At 36.4% G+C, this 17499-nt stretch carries 16 protein-coding genes and 1 tRNA gene; 12 read left to right on the top strand and 5 right to left on the bottom strand.

All coding sequences use genetic code 11. The annotated features are described in order from the left end of the window. Positions 1-1179: an acyl-CoA dehydrogenase family protein gene (locus C8N46_RS01870; protein ID WP_108113151.1), complete on the bottom strand. Its 1179-nt coding sequence runs from the start codon at positions 1177-1179 to the stop codon at positions 1-3. 106 nt (positions 1180-1285) lie between these two features. Then, entirely contained in the window at positions 1286-1999 is a 714-nt protein-coding gene (locus C8N46_RS01865) for a tRNA1(Val) (adenine(37)-N6)-methyltransferase (protein ID WP_108113150.1), read from the bottom strand. A 79-nt stretch (positions 2000-2078) separates the two neighbouring features. On the opposite strand from C8N46_RS01865, the gene C8N46_RS01860 reads away from it, so the two are divergent. Beyond that, positions 2079-2291 carry a hypothetical protein gene (locus C8N46_RS01860; protein WP_108113149.1) on the top strand — a complete coding sequence of 71 codons (213 nt, stop codon included), beginning with the start codon at positions 2079-2081 and terminating at the stop codon, positions 2289-2291. Between the two features lie 159 nt (positions 2292-2450). Here the strand turns inward: C8N46_RS01860 and rimM are convergent, their stop codons facing one another. After that, positions 2451-2978, bottom strand: coding sequence for a ribosome maturation factor RimM (gene rimM / locus C8N46_RS01855; RefSeq protein ID WP_108113581.1), 528 nt, complete (start codon positions 2976-2978; stop codon positions 2451-2453). 68 nt (positions 2979-3046) lie between these two features. Next, positions 3047-3553, bottom strand: coding sequence for a 30S ribosomal protein S16 (locus C8N46_RS01850; protein ID WP_108113148.1), 507 nt, complete (start codon positions 3551-3553; stop codon positions 3047-3049). A gap of 313 nt (positions 3554-3866) precedes the next feature. Here C8N46_RS01850 and dnaE point away from each other — a divergent pair, with 313 nt between their 5' ends. The 11 genes from dnaE to C8N46_RS01795 all read left to right on the top strand — a co-directional run bounded on the left by dnaE (position 3867) and on the right by C8N46_RS01795 (position 16638). Next, a complete protein-coding gene (gene dnaE, locus C8N46_RS01845) occupies positions 3867-8249 on the top strand; it encodes a DNA polymerase III subunit alpha (protein WP_108113147.1) in 4383 nt (1460 codons plus the stop codon). A 227-nt stretch (positions 8250-8476) separates the two neighbouring features. After that, entirely contained in the window at positions 8477-8878 is a 402-nt protein-coding gene (locus tag C8N46_RS01840) for a carboxypeptidase-like regulatory domain-containing protein (RefSeq protein ID WP_108113146.1), read from the top strand. Positions 8879-8904: 26 nt separating this feature from the next. Next, entirely contained in the window at positions 8905-9921 is a 1017-nt protein-coding gene (locus tag C8N46_RS01835; RefSeq protein WP_108113145.1) for a transglutaminase domain-containing protein, read from the top strand. A gap of 157 nt (positions 9922-10078) precedes the next feature. Further along, positions 10079-10399, top strand: a complete 321-nt coding sequence (trxA, locus tag C8N46_RS01830) for a thioredoxin (protein WP_108113144.1) — start codon at positions 10079-10081, stop codon at positions 10397-10399. 172 nt (positions 10400-10571) lie between these two features. Further along, positions 10572-11501, top strand: a complete 930-nt coding sequence (locus C8N46_RS01825) for a DUF58 domain-containing protein (protein WP_108113143.1) — start codon at positions 10572-10574, stop codon at positions 11499-11501. An 86-nt stretch (positions 11502-11587) separates the two neighbouring features. Then, positions 11588-11661: transfer RNA gene (locus tag C8N46_RS01820), tRNA-Asp, on the top strand. Positions 11662-11949: 288 nt separating this feature from the next. Then, entirely contained in the window at positions 11950-13224 is a 1275-nt protein-coding gene (locus C8N46_RS01815; protein WP_146169698.1) for a hypothetical protein, read from the top strand. Positions 13225-13352: 128 nt separating this feature from the next. Beyond that, positions 13353-13721 (top strand): BlaI/MecI/CopY family transcriptional regulator, encoded by a 369-nt coding sequence (locus tag C8N46_RS01810; RefSeq protein ID WP_108113580.1) that lies wholly within the window; start codon positions 13353-13355, stop codon positions 13719-13721. Beyond that, positions 13718-14950, top strand: a complete 1233-nt coding sequence (locus C8N46_RS01805) for a M56 family metallopeptidase (RefSeq protein WP_108113141.1) — start codon at positions 13718-13720, stop codon at positions 14948-14950. The genes C8N46_RS01810 and C8N46_RS01805 overlap by 4 nt, the downstream gene beginning before the upstream one ends. Positions 14951-14956: 6 nt before the next feature. Further along, complete coding sequence (locus C8N46_RS01800; protein WP_108113140.1) at positions 14957-16105, top strand: tetratricopeptide repeat protein; 1149 nt, start codon at positions 14957-14959, stop codon at positions 16103-16105. A gap of 35 nt (positions 16106-16140) precedes the next feature. Continuing rightward, complete coding sequence (locus tag C8N46_RS01795; protein ID WP_146169697.1) at positions 16141-16638, top strand: hypothetical protein; 498 nt, start codon at positions 16141-16143, stop codon at positions 16636-16638. A 54-nt stretch (positions 16639-16692) separates the two neighbouring features. Here C8N46_RS01795 and C8N46_RS01790 read toward each other — a convergent pair whose 3' ends face one another. After that, positions 16693-17436, bottom strand: a complete 744-nt coding sequence (locus tag C8N46_RS01790) for a Bax inhibitor-1/YccA family protein (protein ID WP_108113138.1) — start codon at positions 17434-17436, stop codon at positions 16693-16695. Positions 17437-17499: the final 63 nt, after the last annotated feature.

The raw sequence follows: 17499 nt of genomic DNA, 5'->3' as shown, positions 1-17499 counted from the left end.
TTATTTGAAAGCGTTTAATCCAGTAATATCCAATCCTGTGATTAATAAGTGAATATCGTGTGTTCCTTCGTACGTCACTACACTTTCCAAGTTCATCATGTGACGCATGATAGAATATTCTCCCGTAATTCCCATTCCGCCTAACATTTGACGTGCTTCACGTGTAATATCTAACGCCATCGCTACATTGTTACGTTTTGCCATTGAAATTTGTGCAGAAGTAGCTTTTCCTTCATTACGCAACACACCCAAACGCCATGTTAATAATTGCGCTTTGGTAATTTCGGTAATCATTTCGGCTAATTTCTTTTGTTGTAATTGGAATCCGCCAATTGGTTTTCCAAATTGAATACGCTCTTTGCTGTAACGCAATGCAGTATCATAGCAATCCATCGCAGCTCCGATAGCGCCCCAAGCAATTCCATAACGTGCAGAATCCAAACAGCCAAGTGGCGCGCCCAATCCTGATTTGTTTGGTAATAAGTTTTCTTTTGGAACTTTTACATTGTCAAAAATCAATTCGCCAGTAGCAGAAGCACGTAACGACCATTTGTTGTGCGTTTCAGGAGTAGAAAATCCTTCCATACCACGCTCTACGATTAAACCGTGAATTCTTCCTTCTTCATTCTTTGCCCAAACCACAGCAACTTGTGCAAATGGCGCGTTGGAAATCCACATTTTAGCGCCATTCAATAAATAATGATCGCCCATATCTTTAAAGTTGGTCGTCATGCCACCAGGATTACTTCCGTGATCTGGCTCTGTCAATCCAAAACAACCCATCCATTCGCCAGAAGCTAATTTTGGTAAGTATTTTTTGCGTTGTTCTTCATTTCCGTATTTCCAAATAGGATACATCACTAAGGAAGATTGTACAGAAGCTGTAGAACGCACGCCAGAATCACCACGCTCTATTTCTTGCATGATTAATCCGTAACTAATCTGATCCAAACCAGCACCGCCATATTCTTCTGGAATATACGGTCCAAAAGCACCAATTCCTGCCAATCCATCAATAATTTGCTCTGGAAATTCGGCGCGTTGTGCATACTCTTCTATAATGGGAGATACATCTCTTTTTACCCATTCGCGGGCAGCATCTCGTACTAATTTATGTTCTTCAGTTAATAGCTCGTCTAAGTTGTAGTAATCAGGAGCTTGGAATAAATCTGGTTTCATCAATCGTGTGTTTATAGCATTTTTTTAACTACTCAAATGTACGCAATGTTTGTAAATCGCGCTCACAAATGTAATTAATGAAATGTCACAAAACAAAGACTAATTGTTATAATTTTAAATAAAAATCCTTCGTTAGTGAAATATAAGCGTCCGTATATTGATGTCTTTCCGTTTCAATAGTCAATTCTTCTATCAAATGTGTCTTTTCTTCAAACGAAAACGAAATCATGCTTCGTTTAAAATCGGCAGTCGGATTTCCTTTTACATGGCAAGTTTTATATGGAAATAAGTTGTTGGCTTTCGCCAGATGAATAAAATGCGCGAATTCTTTATGTGGAATAATTGTGTGAAAGGTTCCTGTAGGTTCTAACAAGTGCGCAACGCCAGCAATCAGTTCTTCAAAAGGCAGCGAATCTGTAAAACGAGCCAAATCACGTTGTGTATTGTCGCTTTTGTAATTTTCAGTGTAAAAAGGTGGATTGGAAACAATCAAATCGTATTTGTCGTCAATTTCAGCGACAAACTCATCCAAACCTGCGTGGTAACAAAACAGTCGGTCGCTCCACGGAGAATTTTCAAAATTCTCAACCGCTTGCTCATAAGCATCATCGTCAATCTCAATAGCATCAATCACTTCGGCATGACAGCGTTGTGCTAATTGCAACGCAATCAATCCTGTGCCTGCACCAATATCTAAAATAGAAAACGGATTACTTTCAACGGACGTCCAAGCACCGAGTAAAACGCCATCCGTACCTACTTTCATGGCAGTTTTATCTTGAAGGATGGTGAATTGTTTGAATCGAAAAGGTTTGCTCATAATTATTTGAAAAACAATGGGTAACAAAAATAATAATTCTGCACTTTAAAGTGTATTAACCATAAAAAATCTAATCAAAATGAAAAAACAACTTAAAAAGTTGACATTCGTCAAAGAAAGAATCTCAATGTTAGATTCAAAAGCAGTTTTAGGTGGCGCAGCTCCAAACGATGGAGGAGATACGCCAGATGAACCAATAAAAAATGTAACATTCTTGCATGAAGGTTGTGGACTTTCAGTACACAGACCAGCGTGTGGCGAGCCTGATTCAATCTATTATTGTGACATTTAGTATATAACTACGTCAAAATTTTAGTAAAAAAAGCTCTTACAGTTTTTATTGTGAGAGCTTACTCAATAATCGAGATTAAAAATTCTCCAATGCTTGCGTCGAAATGTTTCAATAGTCTCTCCTAAATGCTTCTTGGTTTTTCTCCGAAATAGTTGACTTTTACTCCAAATACAAATCAATCAATCCTTCGGGCGCTTCAATGTGAATTTTTTTCGCTTTCCGATCAACTTTTTTGATAATAGAATCGTTCATCGGAATTAAAATTTCAATACCATCGCGTTCAATTTCAAACAACGGTTGCGAAGTCGTATCATTCACGCCAGTAATTGTTCCTACGATTCCAAAAGAAGCGTCTTCTACTGTAAAATCAATAATTTCATGATAATAAAACTTATTGCCTTCTAATTTTGGCAAGGCAGCTAGAGGCAAATACAAATCACACTTCAATAGTTGGTCGGCATCTTCTTCTGTATCAACATCTTCAAACTTAATTCGAAGCAAATCTGATTTGTGTAACGAGGATTTCTCAATAAAAAACGGCAAAAAATCACGTCCTAATTGCACAAAAACAGCATCTAAATCTTCGTACAAATCAGGTTGGTCGGTATCCAATTTTGCCAACAACTCACCTTTAAAGCTGTATTTCTTAACAATCTTTCCTAAATAAAAACAATCTTCAACTTTCATATCAATAACATAAAAAAAGCCTAGCAAAATTAACATTTACTAGGCTAAAAATTATATCGAGCTATAATTTATTCTTCTTCACCTGCAGCAGGAACTTCTCCAGCATCTTCCGCTGCATCTTCCACTACAGGAGCACTGGCAGCAATACGCGCCTCGTTTACAGCTTTCTCAGCTTCCAAAGCTTTTGCTCTTGCTTCTTCTTCAGCTTTTGCTAAACTGTCAACTTTTCCTTGTACTTTTCCTTCTTTTTGCTCAATCCAAGCGTTGAATTTCTCTTCAACTTGCTCTTCAGTCAAAGCACCTTTACGTACACCACCTAATAAGTGATTTTTGTACATAGCACCTTTATAAGAAAGAATTGCTCTCGCAGTATCAGTTGGCTGCGCACCATTTTGTAACCACTGTACAGCACCGTCAACATTTAAGTCAATCGTTGCAGGGTTTGTGTTTGGATTGTACGTACCTAATTTCTCTAAGTAACGACCATCTCTTTTTGCACGCACGTCAGCGGCAACAATCCAGTAAAAAGGTTTTCCTTTTTTACCGTGTCTCTGTAATCTAATTTTAACAGGCATAAAAAATTAATTTGTGAGGTTCACGACCTCGATTATTAATAAGGCTGCAAAAATACTATAATTTCTGAAAAACAAGGAGTTAAATTTATTTTTTTTGGTATTCCCGCACGAAAAAGTGCGGTCGTGTCTTCGCTAGTCGCTTTTTTAGGCGCAAAAAAGTGAATAACTTCACTAAGAAAGAGTTGAAATACGCGCCTAAAAAGAGCTCCAACAAACCGCTCAACCACTAATACGGTGTTGATAACTCCTTCTCAAAATCAGGAAATAAATTTGTAATTTTATCCGTTCAATTTCCTCTTTACAAAAGCATTCTATGTACTTAATATTTGATACCGAAACAACAGGATTACCAAAACGTTGGGACGCAACAATTTCTGATACCGACAATTGGCCACGATGCATACAAATCGCTTGGCAATTGCACGACGAACTAGGAAATCTCATCGAACATCAAGATTATTTGGTACAACCTGACGGATTTAATATTCCGTACGATGCTGAGAAAATTCACGGAATTTCTACCGAATTGGCACAAGAACAAGGAATTTCACTCCAAGAAGTGTTGGCAAAATTCAACATCGCGCTGTCAAAAGCAAAATTCATTGTCGGACAAAATGTTGGCTTTGATGTCAATATCATGGGTGCGGAATTCTATCGTGAAAATGTTGTCAACAATTTACAAGAATTGCCGGTGTTGGACACCTGTACGGAAGATACTGCGCAATTGTGTAAAATTCCTGGCGGACGTGGCGGAAAGTTCAAACTACCCACACTAACGGAATTACACGAATACTTATTCGGAGTCGGTTTTGGAGAAGCGCACAACGCAACTGCCGATGTGGAAGCAACAACACGCTGTTTTCTAGAACTTATCCGAAGAAGAGAATACACCATTGAACAACTTGATGTCGCGCCTGATTACTTTGAGCGTTTCTCGGAAAACAATCCGAAGCCAATCGAAATGATTGGTCTAAAACACATCAATCTCAAAGCAGCTTCTCAAAAAATCAGAGAGCGTTTAGCAAAAGAACAAACGGACGGCGGAATTTCAAAGCAAGAAATCGCCGAAAATATTGAAGTACTAAAAGATGCAGCGTTTGCACACTTGCACAATCACTCGCAATTCTCCGTTTTGCAATCCACTTCAAGCATTGCCGATTTGGTAAAAGCTGCTGCCGATTACAATATGCCAGCCGTTGCCATTACCGATCATGCAAATATGATGGGCGCGTTTCACTTTGTGCGAGAAGTAAGTGGTTACAACAAAGGAATCGAAGCAAAAATCGCGGAAGCTGCAGAAAATGGTGAAGAATCCAACTTGCAATTACTAAAACCGATTGTAGGATGCGAATTTTTCGTCTGCGAAGATCATTTAGACAAAACCCGAAAAGACAACGGATATCAAATTGTACTATTAGCCAAAAACAAAAATGGCTATCACAATTTGGCAAAAATGTCTTCCATTGCATACACCAAAGGATTTTACTACGTACCACGAATTGATAAAAATGTCATCGAAACATACAAAGAAGATATCATGGTGCTTACCGGAAACTTGTACGGAGAAGTGCCAAGCAAAGTCTTAAATGTTGGAGAAGCTCAGGCGGAAGAAGCCTTATTATGGTGGAAAGAAACCTTTCAAGACGATTTGTATGTGGAAATCATGCGTCACAATCAAGAAGATGAAAATCGCGTAAATGATGTCTTGGTGCAACTTGCCAAAAAACACGATATCAAGTTAATCGCAACCAACAATACCTATTATATTTCACAAGAAGATGCCACCGCACACGACGTATTATTGTGTGTAAAAGATGGTGAAAAACAAGCAACGCCTATTGGTCGCGGACGTGGTTATCGTTACGGTTTGCCGAATCAGGAATACTATTTCAAGTCGCCAAACGAAATGAAAACCTTGTTCAAAGATTTACCAGAAGCCATTCTGAATGTTCAAGAGGTCATTGACAAAGTAGAATCGTTTGAGTTAGCACGCGATGTCTTATTGCCAGCATTTGACATTCCAGAAGAATTTCAATGCGAAGAAGACAAAATGGACGGCGGAAAGCGTGGAGAAAATAAATATCTACGTCACTTAACGTATGAAGGTGCCAAAAAACGCTACGGCGAAATCACACCTGAAATCAGAGAACGGCTCGATTTTGAGCTAGCCACCATTGAAAACACAGGATATCCAGGTTATTTCTTAATTGTAGAAGATTTTATCCGAGAAGCGCGAAACATGGACGTTTCGGTTGGTCCAGGACGTGGTTCAGCAGCAGGTTCGGTAGTGGCGTATTGTTTGTGGATTACCAATATTGATCCGATAAAGTACGACTTACTTTTTGAGCGTTTCTTAAATCCAGATCGTATTTCCATGCCCGATATTGATATTGACTTTGACGATGAAGGTCGCGGTCGCGTGATGCAATACGTAATTGATAAATACGGCGAAAATCAAGTGGCGCAAATCATTACGTATGGAACGATGGCGGCAAAATCCTCCATTCGTGATACAGCGCGTGTGTTGGATTTACCTCTCAACGAAGCGGACAGAATTGCCAAACTGATTCCGAATACAAAACTGGAAAAGATTTTTGGAAAATCGGAGGCGGAACTCAAACAAAAATTTAGAGCAGAAGAAGTCGTTCAAATCAACGAACTGTTGAATCTTTCCGAAGAAGATGGGCTCGAAGCAGAAACCATCAATATGGCGCGCGTATTGGAAGGTTCGGTACGAAATACGGGAATTCACGCTTGTGGAGTCATCATCACACCAGACGATATTACCAAATTCGTTCCTGTCGCGTTGGCAAAAGATTCCGACATGTACTGTACACAGTTTGACAACTCAGTAGTGGAAAGTGCTGGCTTACTGAAAATGGACTTCTTAGGACTCAAAACGCTGACACTGATAAAAGATACGGTCAAGCTTGTCAAATACAAACACGGAATTGACATCGACATCGAAAACATTCCGCTTGACGATGAAGAAACCTACGCATTATTCCAAAGAGGAGAAACGGTTGGTGTGTTTCAGTACGAATCGCCCGGAATGCAAAAACACATGAAATCGCTCAAACCGACAACGTTTGCCGATCTCATTGCTATGAATGCGTTATATCGTCCAGGACCGATGGAATACATTCCAAGTTTCATCCGCAGAAAACACGGAGAAGAAGACATTGAATACGATTTAGAAGCGTGTCAAGAATACTTGGAAGAAACTTACGGAATTACGGTCTATCAAGAGCAAGTGATGTTGTTGTCGCAGAAATTAGCCGATTTTACCAAAGGTGAAGCCGATGTCTTGCGTAAAGCGATGGGAAAAAAGCAAAAAGCGGTTTTGGACAAGATGAAGCCGAAGTTTATTACGCAAGCATCTGCTAAAGGACATCCAGAAGACAAATTGGAAAAAATTTGGAAAGACTGGGAAGCGTTTGCAGCGTATGCCTTCAACAAATCGCATTCAACTTGTTATGCTTGGATTGCGTATCAAACTGCCTATTTAAAAGCACATTATCCTGCGGAATACATGGCGGCAGTACTATCCAACAACATGAACGATATCAAAACGATTACCTTCTTTATGGAAGAATGTAAGCGTATGAAATTGGACGTATTAGGTCCAGATGTGAATGAATCGTTCTATAAGTTTACAGTAAACGATCAAGGTGCGGTACGTTTTGGAATGGGCGCAATTAAAGGTGTGGGACACGGCGCGGTAAAAACTATTGTAAAAGAACGCGCAGATGGAAAATATAAGTCTGTGTTCGATTTGGCAAAACGAATTGATTTACGCGCCGCCAACAAAAAAGCCTTTGAAAACTTAGCCTTAGCAGGCGGATTTGATTCGTTCGGCGATACACATAGAGCACAATACTTTCACACGGAAGGCGACGGCGTAACTTTTTTAGAAAAAGCCGTGAAATACGGAGCAAAATTCCAAGAAAATCAAAACTCAGCCCAGGTAAGTTTGTTTGGCGAATCGAGCGAAGTGCAAATTGCAGAACCCAAAGTGCCGCCTTGTGAAGAATGGGGAACGATGGAGAAGTTGGCGCGCGAAAAAGAAGTTGTGGGAATTTATATTTCGGGACATCCGTTGGACGATTTTAAAACCGAGATGGAATACTTCTGTAATGGTGATTTGAGTTGTTTTTCACGAATGGAAGACTATGTAAATCGTGAAATTTCGTTTGGTGGCGTTGTGACGGAAGTGCAACATAGAGTTTCCAAAAACGGCAAAGGTTGGGCATTGTTTACGGTAGAAGATTACAACAATTCGCACGAATTTCGAATTTTTGGAGAAGAATACTTAAAGTTCAGACATTTCTTTGTGCCCAATTCGTTTGTGTATATCAAAGCGTTTATTCGGGAAGGTTGGGTAAATCGTGATACAGGAAAACGCGGTGAACCGAGATTGCAATTCAATTCCATGCAATTGCTGCAAGATGTCATGGAAACTGCAGCTAAAAAACTCACTATTCAATTGGATGTCAACGAATTGAAAGAAGAAACATTGAATTGCATCAACGATATCATTTCTACACACAAAGGTGACAAAGCCTTGCATTTTACCTTATATGAAGCCAACGAAAAAATAAAACTCAAAGCACCAAGTAAAAAGAAAAAAGTAAACATTACCCAAGAATTGTTAGATGCGTTGACGGAAGAAGACGTGTTGTATCGGATTAATTAGGTGTTAGGTTTTTGGTGTTGGGTGTTATAGGAAACACCGAAAAACAAATAACAAATAACAAAAAAGAGAGAATGTTAATTTGGTTTGAAACTATTGTAATTCGCTCAATAAAAGCTTAAATTACATCAAATTAGCCATTTACTCACTCAAACCGAGAGTTTACTCATAATGGTTTTGATAATTACAATAGCAACAATACATTTAACATAGATTAAAAAAAGAAACAGATGAAAACACACATTACAATTCCGAAAAAAGCTTGGTATGCAGCGTTGATAATGATGCTCATTTTTGCGTTCAATCCGATGTACGGACAAAACACAAGTGCACAAAAGGGACGAATTATTAAAGGAACAGTTAGCAATCCTCAAGGACCGCTTGAAGGTGTCAATGTTATTTTAAAAGGTGAAAACCAAGGAACGGTAACCAATGCCAAAGGTGAATTTACCTTTCCTGTAGCACTTGAAACTGGCGATGTATTGGTGATAAGCTTTTTAGGCTACGAATCGATTGAATTCCGCATTAAAGAGGACACAACATTTGTAAAAGCAATTTTATCCGATGAGGTGATTGAAATTATGGGCGCGGTCAACACCAATAAGCGTTACAAATCGAAACGGAAAAATTAACCTTGCTACCGTAGCAATGCAGTTTCATGCGAATATTTATATTATACATATTCCTATACATCTTTGTATTTCAGGGAACAGCTCAAATTTCAGACTTTAGTCATATTTCTTTTGAAAAAGCGGATGAAATAGCACTGAAATACAAAGATGAAACATTGCACAACTTACCTGATTTAGTCTACAAACTCACGTCACAACTGGACACAGATGCGGAACGATTTCGCGCTATTTTTAAATGGATTTGTAGCAATGTGTCCAATAATTACGGCTTGTACGAGCGCAACAAACGCAATCGCCAACGCTACAAAGACAATCCAGCTCGACTCAAAGCGTGGAATTCTAAATTTCAGAAAATTGTCTTTAAAAGACTCCTCAAAAACCGTTCTACGATATGTACAGGTTATGCGTATTTGGTGAAAGAATTGGCGAATTTGGCAGATATTGAATGCGAAATGATTCACGGTTATGGTAGAACGAGTACTATCAATCTGAAAACCTTAGATTCGCCTAATCACAGTTGGAATGTGGTAAAACTTGATGGGAAATGGTATTTGTGTGATCCAACGTGGGCGAGTGGTAATCCTAATCCTGAATCCAATCAATTTCAATTTGACTTTAACGAAGGATTTTTTCTGTCTGATCCGAAAATCTTTGCGATAAATCATCATCCGATAATTAAAAAGTGGTTTTTGTTGGAAGGAGAAACGCCATCGTTTGACGATTTTATGGACGCGCCAATTATCTATAATAAAGCGTATGCGTATTTCAGCGGTCATACATATCCACAAAAAATGCACAATGCCATTCAAAGAAATCAAAACATCAATTTTACCTTACAGTTGCAAAAAGAAGTTGCTGAAAAAGATGTCAATTTGGTCATTGAAAGTAGTTTTAGAGAACGCAAAATCTATCCGAAAGAAGTTTCAATCAAAGACAATTCGCTGAGTATAGATTACAAGTTCGAATTCACAGGATTTTACGATGTGCATTTATACATCAAAGAAGATTTAATAGCAACGTACACTGTTGAGGTGACTCGATAATGATTTTTTATCTAAATAATTGAGATTTAGATAGTAATAAGAAAAATCAATATAAACATAGTCAAAACAAATGTGTGAGATGTAAGTTTTGGTAAAATATTTGACTAATATTGCATATTAATCAAATAATAAAGTAACATTTTAAAAATATATAATTATGGCATTAGAAATCACAGATGCAAATTTTGAAGAAGTAGTTTTGAACAGCGATAAGCCAGTGTTGGTTGACTTTTGGGCAGCTTGGTGCGGACCATGTAGAATGTTAGGACCAGTTGTAGAGCAAATTGCTGGAGAATATGAAGGAAAAGCTGTTGTTGGTAAGTTAGACGTTGATGCAAATCAGCAGTATGCTTCTCAATTTGGTGTTCGTAACATTCCTACCGTATTGGTGTTCCAAAACGGAGAATTAGTTGGTCGTCAAGTTGGTGTAGCTCAGAAAAGTACCTATACAGACGTGTTAGACAAGCTATTAGCATAAGAAATATACAACTTAGTGAAAAAGAAGAAAGGGTTTAGCGTACTGCTAAGCCTTTTTTGTTTGCTTCAATTTAACTTCTTAAAAAGAGTTAAAAACAGTTTCATACCTTCGTGACGTTCTTTCAAAACAATATTTAATTGTACATTTATATCATCATTAAAGTCTGTATCATTTGAATTTACAACAAGAACTCAATAAAACCTCAGGATTTAAAAATCTGGAATTACTCGCGCAGCAAGTCGTTGAAGGATTTATTTCGGGAATGCACAAAAGTCCATTTCATGGGTTTTCTGCGGAATTTGCAGAGCATAAAATTTACAATTCGGGCGAAAGCACCAAACATATTGACTGGAAATTGTTTGCCAAAACGGACAAATTGTACACTAAAAAATATGAAGAAGAAACCAATCTACGCTGTCATATCATTATTGATAACTCTTCTTCCATGCACTATCCTGAAGTGGCGAATTTGTCTTTAGAAAACTTGAATAAAATCGGGTTTTCCGCATTGGCAACAGCTTCTTTGATGAATATTTTAAAAAAACAACGCGACGCCATAGGTTTGAGTATTTATTCAGATACGTATGATTTTTACGCGCCCGAAAAAGGAAGCGAGCGACATCATCAGTTGTTGTTGAATGCACTTGATACGGCAGTCACTACAAAGCGCAGCAACAAAAAAACAGACACGTACACCTATTTGCATCAAATAGCCGAGAAAATAAAGCGCAGAAGTCTTATTTTTCTTTTTACAGACATGTTTCAAGATGGTGTAGCAGACGAACAATTATTTGAAGCATTGCAGCATTTAAAATACAACAAACACGAAGTCATTTTATTTCACGTGTTTGATGCGCAAAAAGAATTACAATTTGATTTCGACAACAAACCCAAACGTTTCATAGATGTAGAATCGGGCGAGCATATTGACATTTATGCAGATACCGTACAAGAAAACTATCAAAAAGCAGTGTCGGACTATTTTTCACAGCTCAAAATGAAATGCGCGCAATACAAAATAAAGTACGTAGCGGCAGATATCAATGAAAACTTTGAGAAAATTTTATTGACTTATCTCGTTGAAAGACAAAAATTTGCATAGCGGGATTAAAAAAACTTTAATTTTTTGCTAAAATATATTTGCATAAATAGAATTGTGGTGTATATTTGCATCCGCAATCAAGCAACGGTTTGGTAGTTCAGTTGGTTAGAATACATGCCTGTCACGCATGGGGTCGCGGGTTCGAGTCCCGTCCAGACCGCTAAAATTGCAGAAAGCTTCTCCTAAGTTGAGAAGCTTTTTTTGGCAAAATGATTTAGTTGTGTTGTTTAAGGTAAACCCTTGGTTTGCCTTGGTTTAGTAGTTAAACCAATGAAAAGCTTTCCTTTTTTCTTCACCGAAAATAGGGATGCTTTTTTATTTTAGGGAAACTCGGTTTTTAAAAGTGCTTACTCTAATTGAACACTTAATTCCAGCGTATGCTAGAATCCTCTACATAAAAATTCACTTCCTCTTTTAATAAAGTATGACTTTTTTCGTTAGTTAATAGATGCAGCAGAATCTATATTTTACACTATTCTTTATGTTGAGTTCATTTTCTTTTGGAAATGCGCAAACTGTATTGGATAATGAGACTTTGATTCCGCAACCCTATTATCATGATTATTTTTTACATGGTGAAAAATTTAAAGGAGCTGTTAAAAAAGTAACTACACAAAAACACCTTTACATTCAATTTGAATTTGATTCCATTCTGAAAAAATATAAAACAATTAGTTCAGATACATTTATAGAAGAATCTAAAGAAGTGTCTGAATATCTTTCAAACGGCAAACTTTTACGAAGAGAATACATTAATAAAAACGGCATAGTTTCCTCAGATATTCAAAATACATTTAATGATTCTGGACAACTTATACATTCAGTTGAGTCTAGGAAAATCTATGATAGAACGACAAATAACTTGAAAAGAATACATATCGAAGAGGAGAAACGAATCTATACTGAATATGGTAAACTCAAAGAAGTCTGGGGAAAATCATCCTACCAAAACAATTTTTTTCTCAAACAGCGCTATACATATCAAAAAGATACATTACTTGTCAAACATGAATCGCTCAATAATCATGTGTTCACAAGTCATATTGTAAGTTGTAAAGGAGGAATTCCCGATAGCGATTATGTTATATTCTATGGACATGATCAAAAAAAAAGATTGGTTCAAATCAAAACATATGTTTTTGAATATGATTTTAGTAACGAATATGGAAAACCTGTTGCAAAAAGGAACCTTTCTGAGTATAAGTTAAAAAGTAATAAAAGATACATATATAATAAAGATGGTAAAACTGTAAAGAAAATTAATACCTATCGCAAACGAAGAAATGATTCTATAGAAACTAGTATAGAGCAATACATTTTTGACAGTAACAACAGACTTCGGCAAGCAATTATAAAATATAATACAGTTAAAGGAAACTTGAAAATGTATGAGTATGATTCTAACAATGGGAAACTTTGTAAAACACTTCAATATACTGTTCGTTTTAAGGACAATACAATCACGTCTCAAAAATTATATCGAATCACTGAAAAAAATAATGAAGGATATAAATCATACTATTATAAAGGCAATCAATTAGTTGAAGAAGTAACTTATTCTATATACGGAGATGAGCTTTTACGAATTGATTTTGAGGAAAATACAAAATTAGCTTATGAATATGTGTACGACGCACAAGGCAACTGGACGTCAAAAACGTTTACAGAAAACGGCGTTAAAAAAGAACAAACTTTTCGACAAATAAAGTACTTTTCAAAATAATATATCTTAAGACATTCAAAATGTTAAAGTTGCTATTTTTTAACTAAAAAATTAGTTCAAACTAAAATTTTAGTTATATTTGTATTGTTGAACTAAGGATTTAGTTGAAAAAACTAATACAAGTAGCAATGAAGCAATTGACAAAAGCAGAAGAGGAAATCATGCAAATTCTATGGCAGCTAGAACGCGCCAATGTAAAAACGATTATTGAACATCTCAAAGGTGAAAAACCTGCATACAATACGGTTTCTACCATTGTGCGAATTTTGGAAAGTAAAGGATTTGTTGGATACGAAAAAGTTGGAAAAGGACATATTTATTTTCCCTTATTGCCGCAATCGGAATATAGCAATCAGTCCATTTCTAAATTGGTAAATGGCTATTTTCAAGGCTCTTTTAAAAGTATGGTGTCATTTTTTATGCAAAAAAATGATATCAGTACTTCAGAATTGGAAGAAATACGAAGAGAAATCGAAAAAAATAATCAAGAGTCATGATGGTCTATTTTATCAAAGTCGTTGCGTTTCAGTTATTGTTTTTATTGGGATACGATTTGTTTCTCAAAAAAGAAACCTTTTTCAATTGGAATCGAATGTATCTGATTTTTTCCTCGTTGATTTCGTTTGTGTTGCCATTCATCAAAATTGAAAGCTTTCAAAATGTCGTGCCGCAAGAATACATTATTCTGCTACCAGAAATTGTGCTTACACCACAAAAAGCAGTCGAAACTATTGAACCTACTTGGAAATGGTTTTTAGTTATTGGAATTGCAGTAAGTAGTTTGCTATTCATCTACAAAATAGTACAATTGCTCAAGCTTCGTTTCAAAGGACGTTTTGTAAAACACGAAAACTACACCATTGTCATCATACCCAAAAGCAGCTTGGCGTTTTCCATTTTTAGCTATGTTTTTATAGGAGAAGAGATTGACGAAGCCAAATTGGAAGACATTCTTTCGCACGAATTGGTGCACATTCAAGAAAAACACTCACTAGACTTGCTGTATTTTGAACTCTTACGAATTCTATGTTGGTTCAATCCATTAGTCTACATCTATCAAAAACGAATTTCAGAACTACACGAATACATTGCTGATGATAGAGTTGTTCAACACACGAACAAATCCAATTATTACGAAAAATTGTTATCAGAAGTTTTTCAAACACAACATTTTTCATTTACCAATCAATTTTTTAAACATTCATTAATCAAAAAACGAATTAGTATGTTATCAAAACAAAAATCCCGAGAAATTTTAAAATTAAAGTATTTAGTATTAGTGCCGCTTTTACTAGTATCATTAGTGTATACGTCTTGCGAAGACAGCACAACAGAGGCTGAAGATACGGTAGAAGCTATTGAAAAAGAAGCCATTTCTTTTCAAATTATAGACAGCGCGCCTATTTTTCCAGGGTGCGAAAATGAGCAAACATTAGAAGACTTAAAAAGCTGTTTTACGAATAAAATTGCTACGCATGTAAGTCAACATTTTAATGCGAAAAAAGCAAGTCAGCTTGGATTGTCAGGAACGCAAAAAATATTTGTAAAATTTGTGGTAGACAAAACAGGAGCTATTACAGCACTCGATGTAAATTCACCGCATCCAGAATTGACTGCAGAAGCAGAACGCGTAGTGGAAAAACTACCGAAACTTTCGCCAGGTATGAAAGACGGAAAACCAGTAAGTGTAAAATATGTATTGCCAATTGCCTTTAAAGTAGAGTAAATTTACATGAAAAAAATAATCATCACATGTATGTTGAGTGTAGTATGTTACAAAGTCGGAGCGCAAACTTCGACTTTGTCTGTTGCAGATAGTTTGTATTTGGTCGGAAATTATTCAAAAGCCATTCAGTTATATCAGCAAGAGAAAAATAACTATACCGAAACGCAAATCGCGAAAGCCTACAAAGCCTTAGGAAATACTAAAAAAGCAATTAAAAGTTATGAAAATGTACTCAAAGTAGATTCACTAAATACCTTGGTGTTGTATGATTATGGGAAGTTGTTATTTAGTGCGGGAAAACTCGAAAAATCATTACAAACTTTCGAGAAACTGGAAGAAAAAGATACCTTAAACCCAAATTTTCATTATCACATTGGATTGGTAAAAGAAGCGCTGGAGCGAAACGATTATTTGCAATCGTATGAAACGGCTTTTCAACTAGATGCACAACACCAAAAAAGTATTTACAAATTGATTAAAAGTGCTATTGAACATCAAGAATTTGACAAAGCGGAAGATTTGATACAAAAAGGTTTGCAAAACAATGAAGAAGATGCCAAAATCATTGGGTTCAACGCGCAATTATTGTATGCTAACAAAGCCTATAGGAAAGCATTGCTTTGGTTTGAAAAATTGATTAACGAAAAGAAAGCGACGCAATATGTGTATGAAAAAGCAGCGTTTTCTGCATATCGAACGAATAAAATTTTAAAATCGATTTCATATTACGAAGCGGCGCTCAAACGCGATGCAGGAAATTATTTTTATCATTCGCAGTTGGCGAAATTGTATTATCAGGATGGAATTATAGACAAAGCGGAACATCACGCTTCGCAAGCAATTGTTGGAAAAATGACCGATCCTTCGGGCGATTATTATATTTTGGGAATGGTGCATTTTGACCGAAAAGAATTCCGAAAAGCTATGAAACTCTTTCAAATGGCTTTAGACGAAAATCCTGAGTACGAATTGGCGCAGTTACGATTGGCACAATGCGCAGATAATTATTTTGCAGATTTGGATGAAAAGATGAAAATGTATGAGCGTTTCTTGGAAAAATTTCCAGAAGCAAAAGTGGAAATAAAAACGATTGTCAACACTCGAATTCGAGAGTTAAAAGAAGAAATTCATTTAAAATCAGAAGAAAAAAACTAAAAATGACGGCAAAATCTTGAAAAGTTGTATTTTTCATGATATTTGTACGAATGAAACATTTTTGGACATATTGCCTGATATTTTGCGTTTGTGCGTCTTGCGACTTTTTTAAGAAGCCTGTAGTTTCGCAAGAAACCATCATAGCGCAAGAAAAAGAAAGTATCAATTTGAATACGGTAGATGTGTTTCCGTCTTTTTCAAACTGTGACGAATTGGACAAAGAAGCGCAAAAAGCGTGTTTTTTTCAAACCTTAACCAATCAAATTCACGAAAAACTTTCGCAACATACTATTTCGGTGACCAAACGTATTCAAGACACCATTCAGGTAGCATTACAAATTGATACACTTGGCGTGATTGAAGTTTCAAGTATTCACAAAGCGGTGTTAACAGCAAAACAAATTCCGTCGTTAGACAGTTTAATCAAAGCCAGTACAGCATCACTTCCGAAAGTGTCTCCAGCTTACAAAAGAGGCATTCCCGTGACTACAAAATTTATGCTGCCCATCATTTTAAAAGTCGAAGAACAGTGATTTTTTTCTATTTTAATTGAAAGATTAAAAGATTCAATTATTGAAAGTACTTTTTTACCGAACGGCTAGTTTTCGTAACAAACGTAAAATTTCTACATACAACCAAATAATGGTTACGAGCAATCCCCAAGTGGCAAACCATTCGTAGTGCTTTTTTGCCTTTCCGACGTATTTATTAATAAAATCAAAATCGAGCAGCAAGCTTAACGAAGCAAAAATCGCCACAATCACATTAAAGGTAATTGCATACCAAGAACTGCTCCAAAGAAAGCTGATATAAATATCAAAAAAGCGCAGAATAAAGGCTGTAATGTAAATGACAAAAATAACGGTAGTTGCAGCAATGATAACACTTTTAAACTTTTTCGTGACTTTGATTATTTTGGCAAGATAGAGAAAAAGCATGACCAAAAAAGTAGCCAAGGTAATGATAACGGCTTGAAAAGGTAAATACGGAAATTTTCCGTGAATGATAGCACTAAATCCACCGATAAAAAGACCTTTGGCAATCGCATAAATAAGCGTCAAAGGCATTGTCCATTCGCGTTTTACAGAAATAAGAATGCTGCATAACAGTGCTACAATAATACCTCCGGAAGTGTACCAAGTGATGGATACACCATCAAAATATAATTTCCAAACAAAAGCAGCAGCAAGCGTCACAAGTAGTAAGCAAAAAACAGATTTAGCAATCACACCCTGAAGTGTCATTTTTCCAGAAGCGCTTTTACTACGAGGATTTTCCCAAAAATAATTTGTAAACGCTGGATTCGAAGTTTTCAAACCAAATAAACTCATCGGCTAGTTTTTGTTAAAAATAAGAAAAAAGTGAAATCTTCAATGCTAATCTCATAAAATATT

The organism is Kordia periserrulae, assembly GCF_003054265.1.
Taxonomy (GTDB): domain Bacteria; phylum Bacteroidota; class Bacteroidia; order Flavobacteriales; family Flavobacteriaceae; genus Kordia; species Kordia periserrulae.
Note: the sequence above shows the minus strand (reverse complement) of the source record. Positions and strands in the feature narration are given on the sequence as shown.

Bases quoted from the DNA above. Each gene is read 5' to 3' on its own strand.
- C8N46_RS01840 (WP_108113146.1), top strand. From the start codon at position 8,477: ATGAAAACACACATTACAATTCCGAAAAAAGCTTGGTATGCAGCGTTG.
- C8N46_RS01795 (WP_146169697.1), top strand. From the start codon at position 16,141: ATGATATTTGTACGAATGAAACATTTTTGGACATATTGCCTGATATTT.
- C8N46_RS01860 (WP_108113149.1), top strand. From the start codon at position 2,079: ATGAAAAAACAACTTAAAAAGTTGACATTCGTCAAAGAAAGAATCTCA.
- C8N46_RS01810 (WP_108113580.1), top strand. From the start codon at position 13,353: ATGAAGCAATTGACAAAAGCAGAAGAGGAAATCATGCAAATTCTATGG.
- C8N46_RS01850 (WP_108113148.1), bottom strand. From the start codon at position 3,553: ATGCCTGTTAAAATTAGATTACAGAGACACGGTAAAAAAGGAAAACCT.
- C8N46_RS01790 (WP_108113138.1), bottom strand. From the start codon at position 17,436: ATGAGTTTATTTGGTTTGAAAACTTCGAATCCAGCGTTTACAAATTAT.
- trxA (WP_108113144.1), top strand. From the start codon at position 10,079: ATGGCATTAGAAATCACAGATGCAAATTTTGAAGAAGTAGTTTTGAAC.
- dnaE (WP_108113147.1), top strand. From the start codon at position 3,867: ATGTACTTAATATTTGATACCGAAACAACAGGATTACCAAAACGTTGG.
- C8N46_RS01805 (WP_108113141.1), top strand. From the start codon at position 13,718: ATGATGGTCTATTTTATCAAAGTCGTTGCGTTTCAGTTATTGTTTTTA.
- C8N46_RS01835 (WP_108113145.1), top strand. From the start codon at position 8,905: ATGCGAATATTTATATTATACATATTCCTATACATCTTTGTATTTCAG.
- C8N46_RS01815 (WP_146169698.1), top strand. From the start codon at position 11,950: ATGCAGCAGAATCTATATTTTACACTATTCTTTATGTTGAGTTCATTT.
- C8N46_RS01870 (WP_108113151.1), bottom strand. From the start codon at position 1,179: ATGAAACCAGATTTATTCCAAGCTCCTGATTACTACAACTTAGACGAG.
- C8N46_RS01865 (WP_108113150.1), bottom strand. From the start codon at position 1,999: ATGAGCAAACCTTTTCGATTCAAACAATTCACCATCCTTCAAGATAAA.
- rimM (WP_108113581.1), bottom strand. From the start codon at position 2,978: ATGAAAGTTGAAGATTGTTTTTATTTAGGAAAGATTGTTAAGAAATAC.
- C8N46_RS01800 (WP_108113140.1), top strand. From the start codon at position 14,957: ATGAAAAAAATAATCATCACATGTATGTTGAGTGTAGTATGTTACAAA.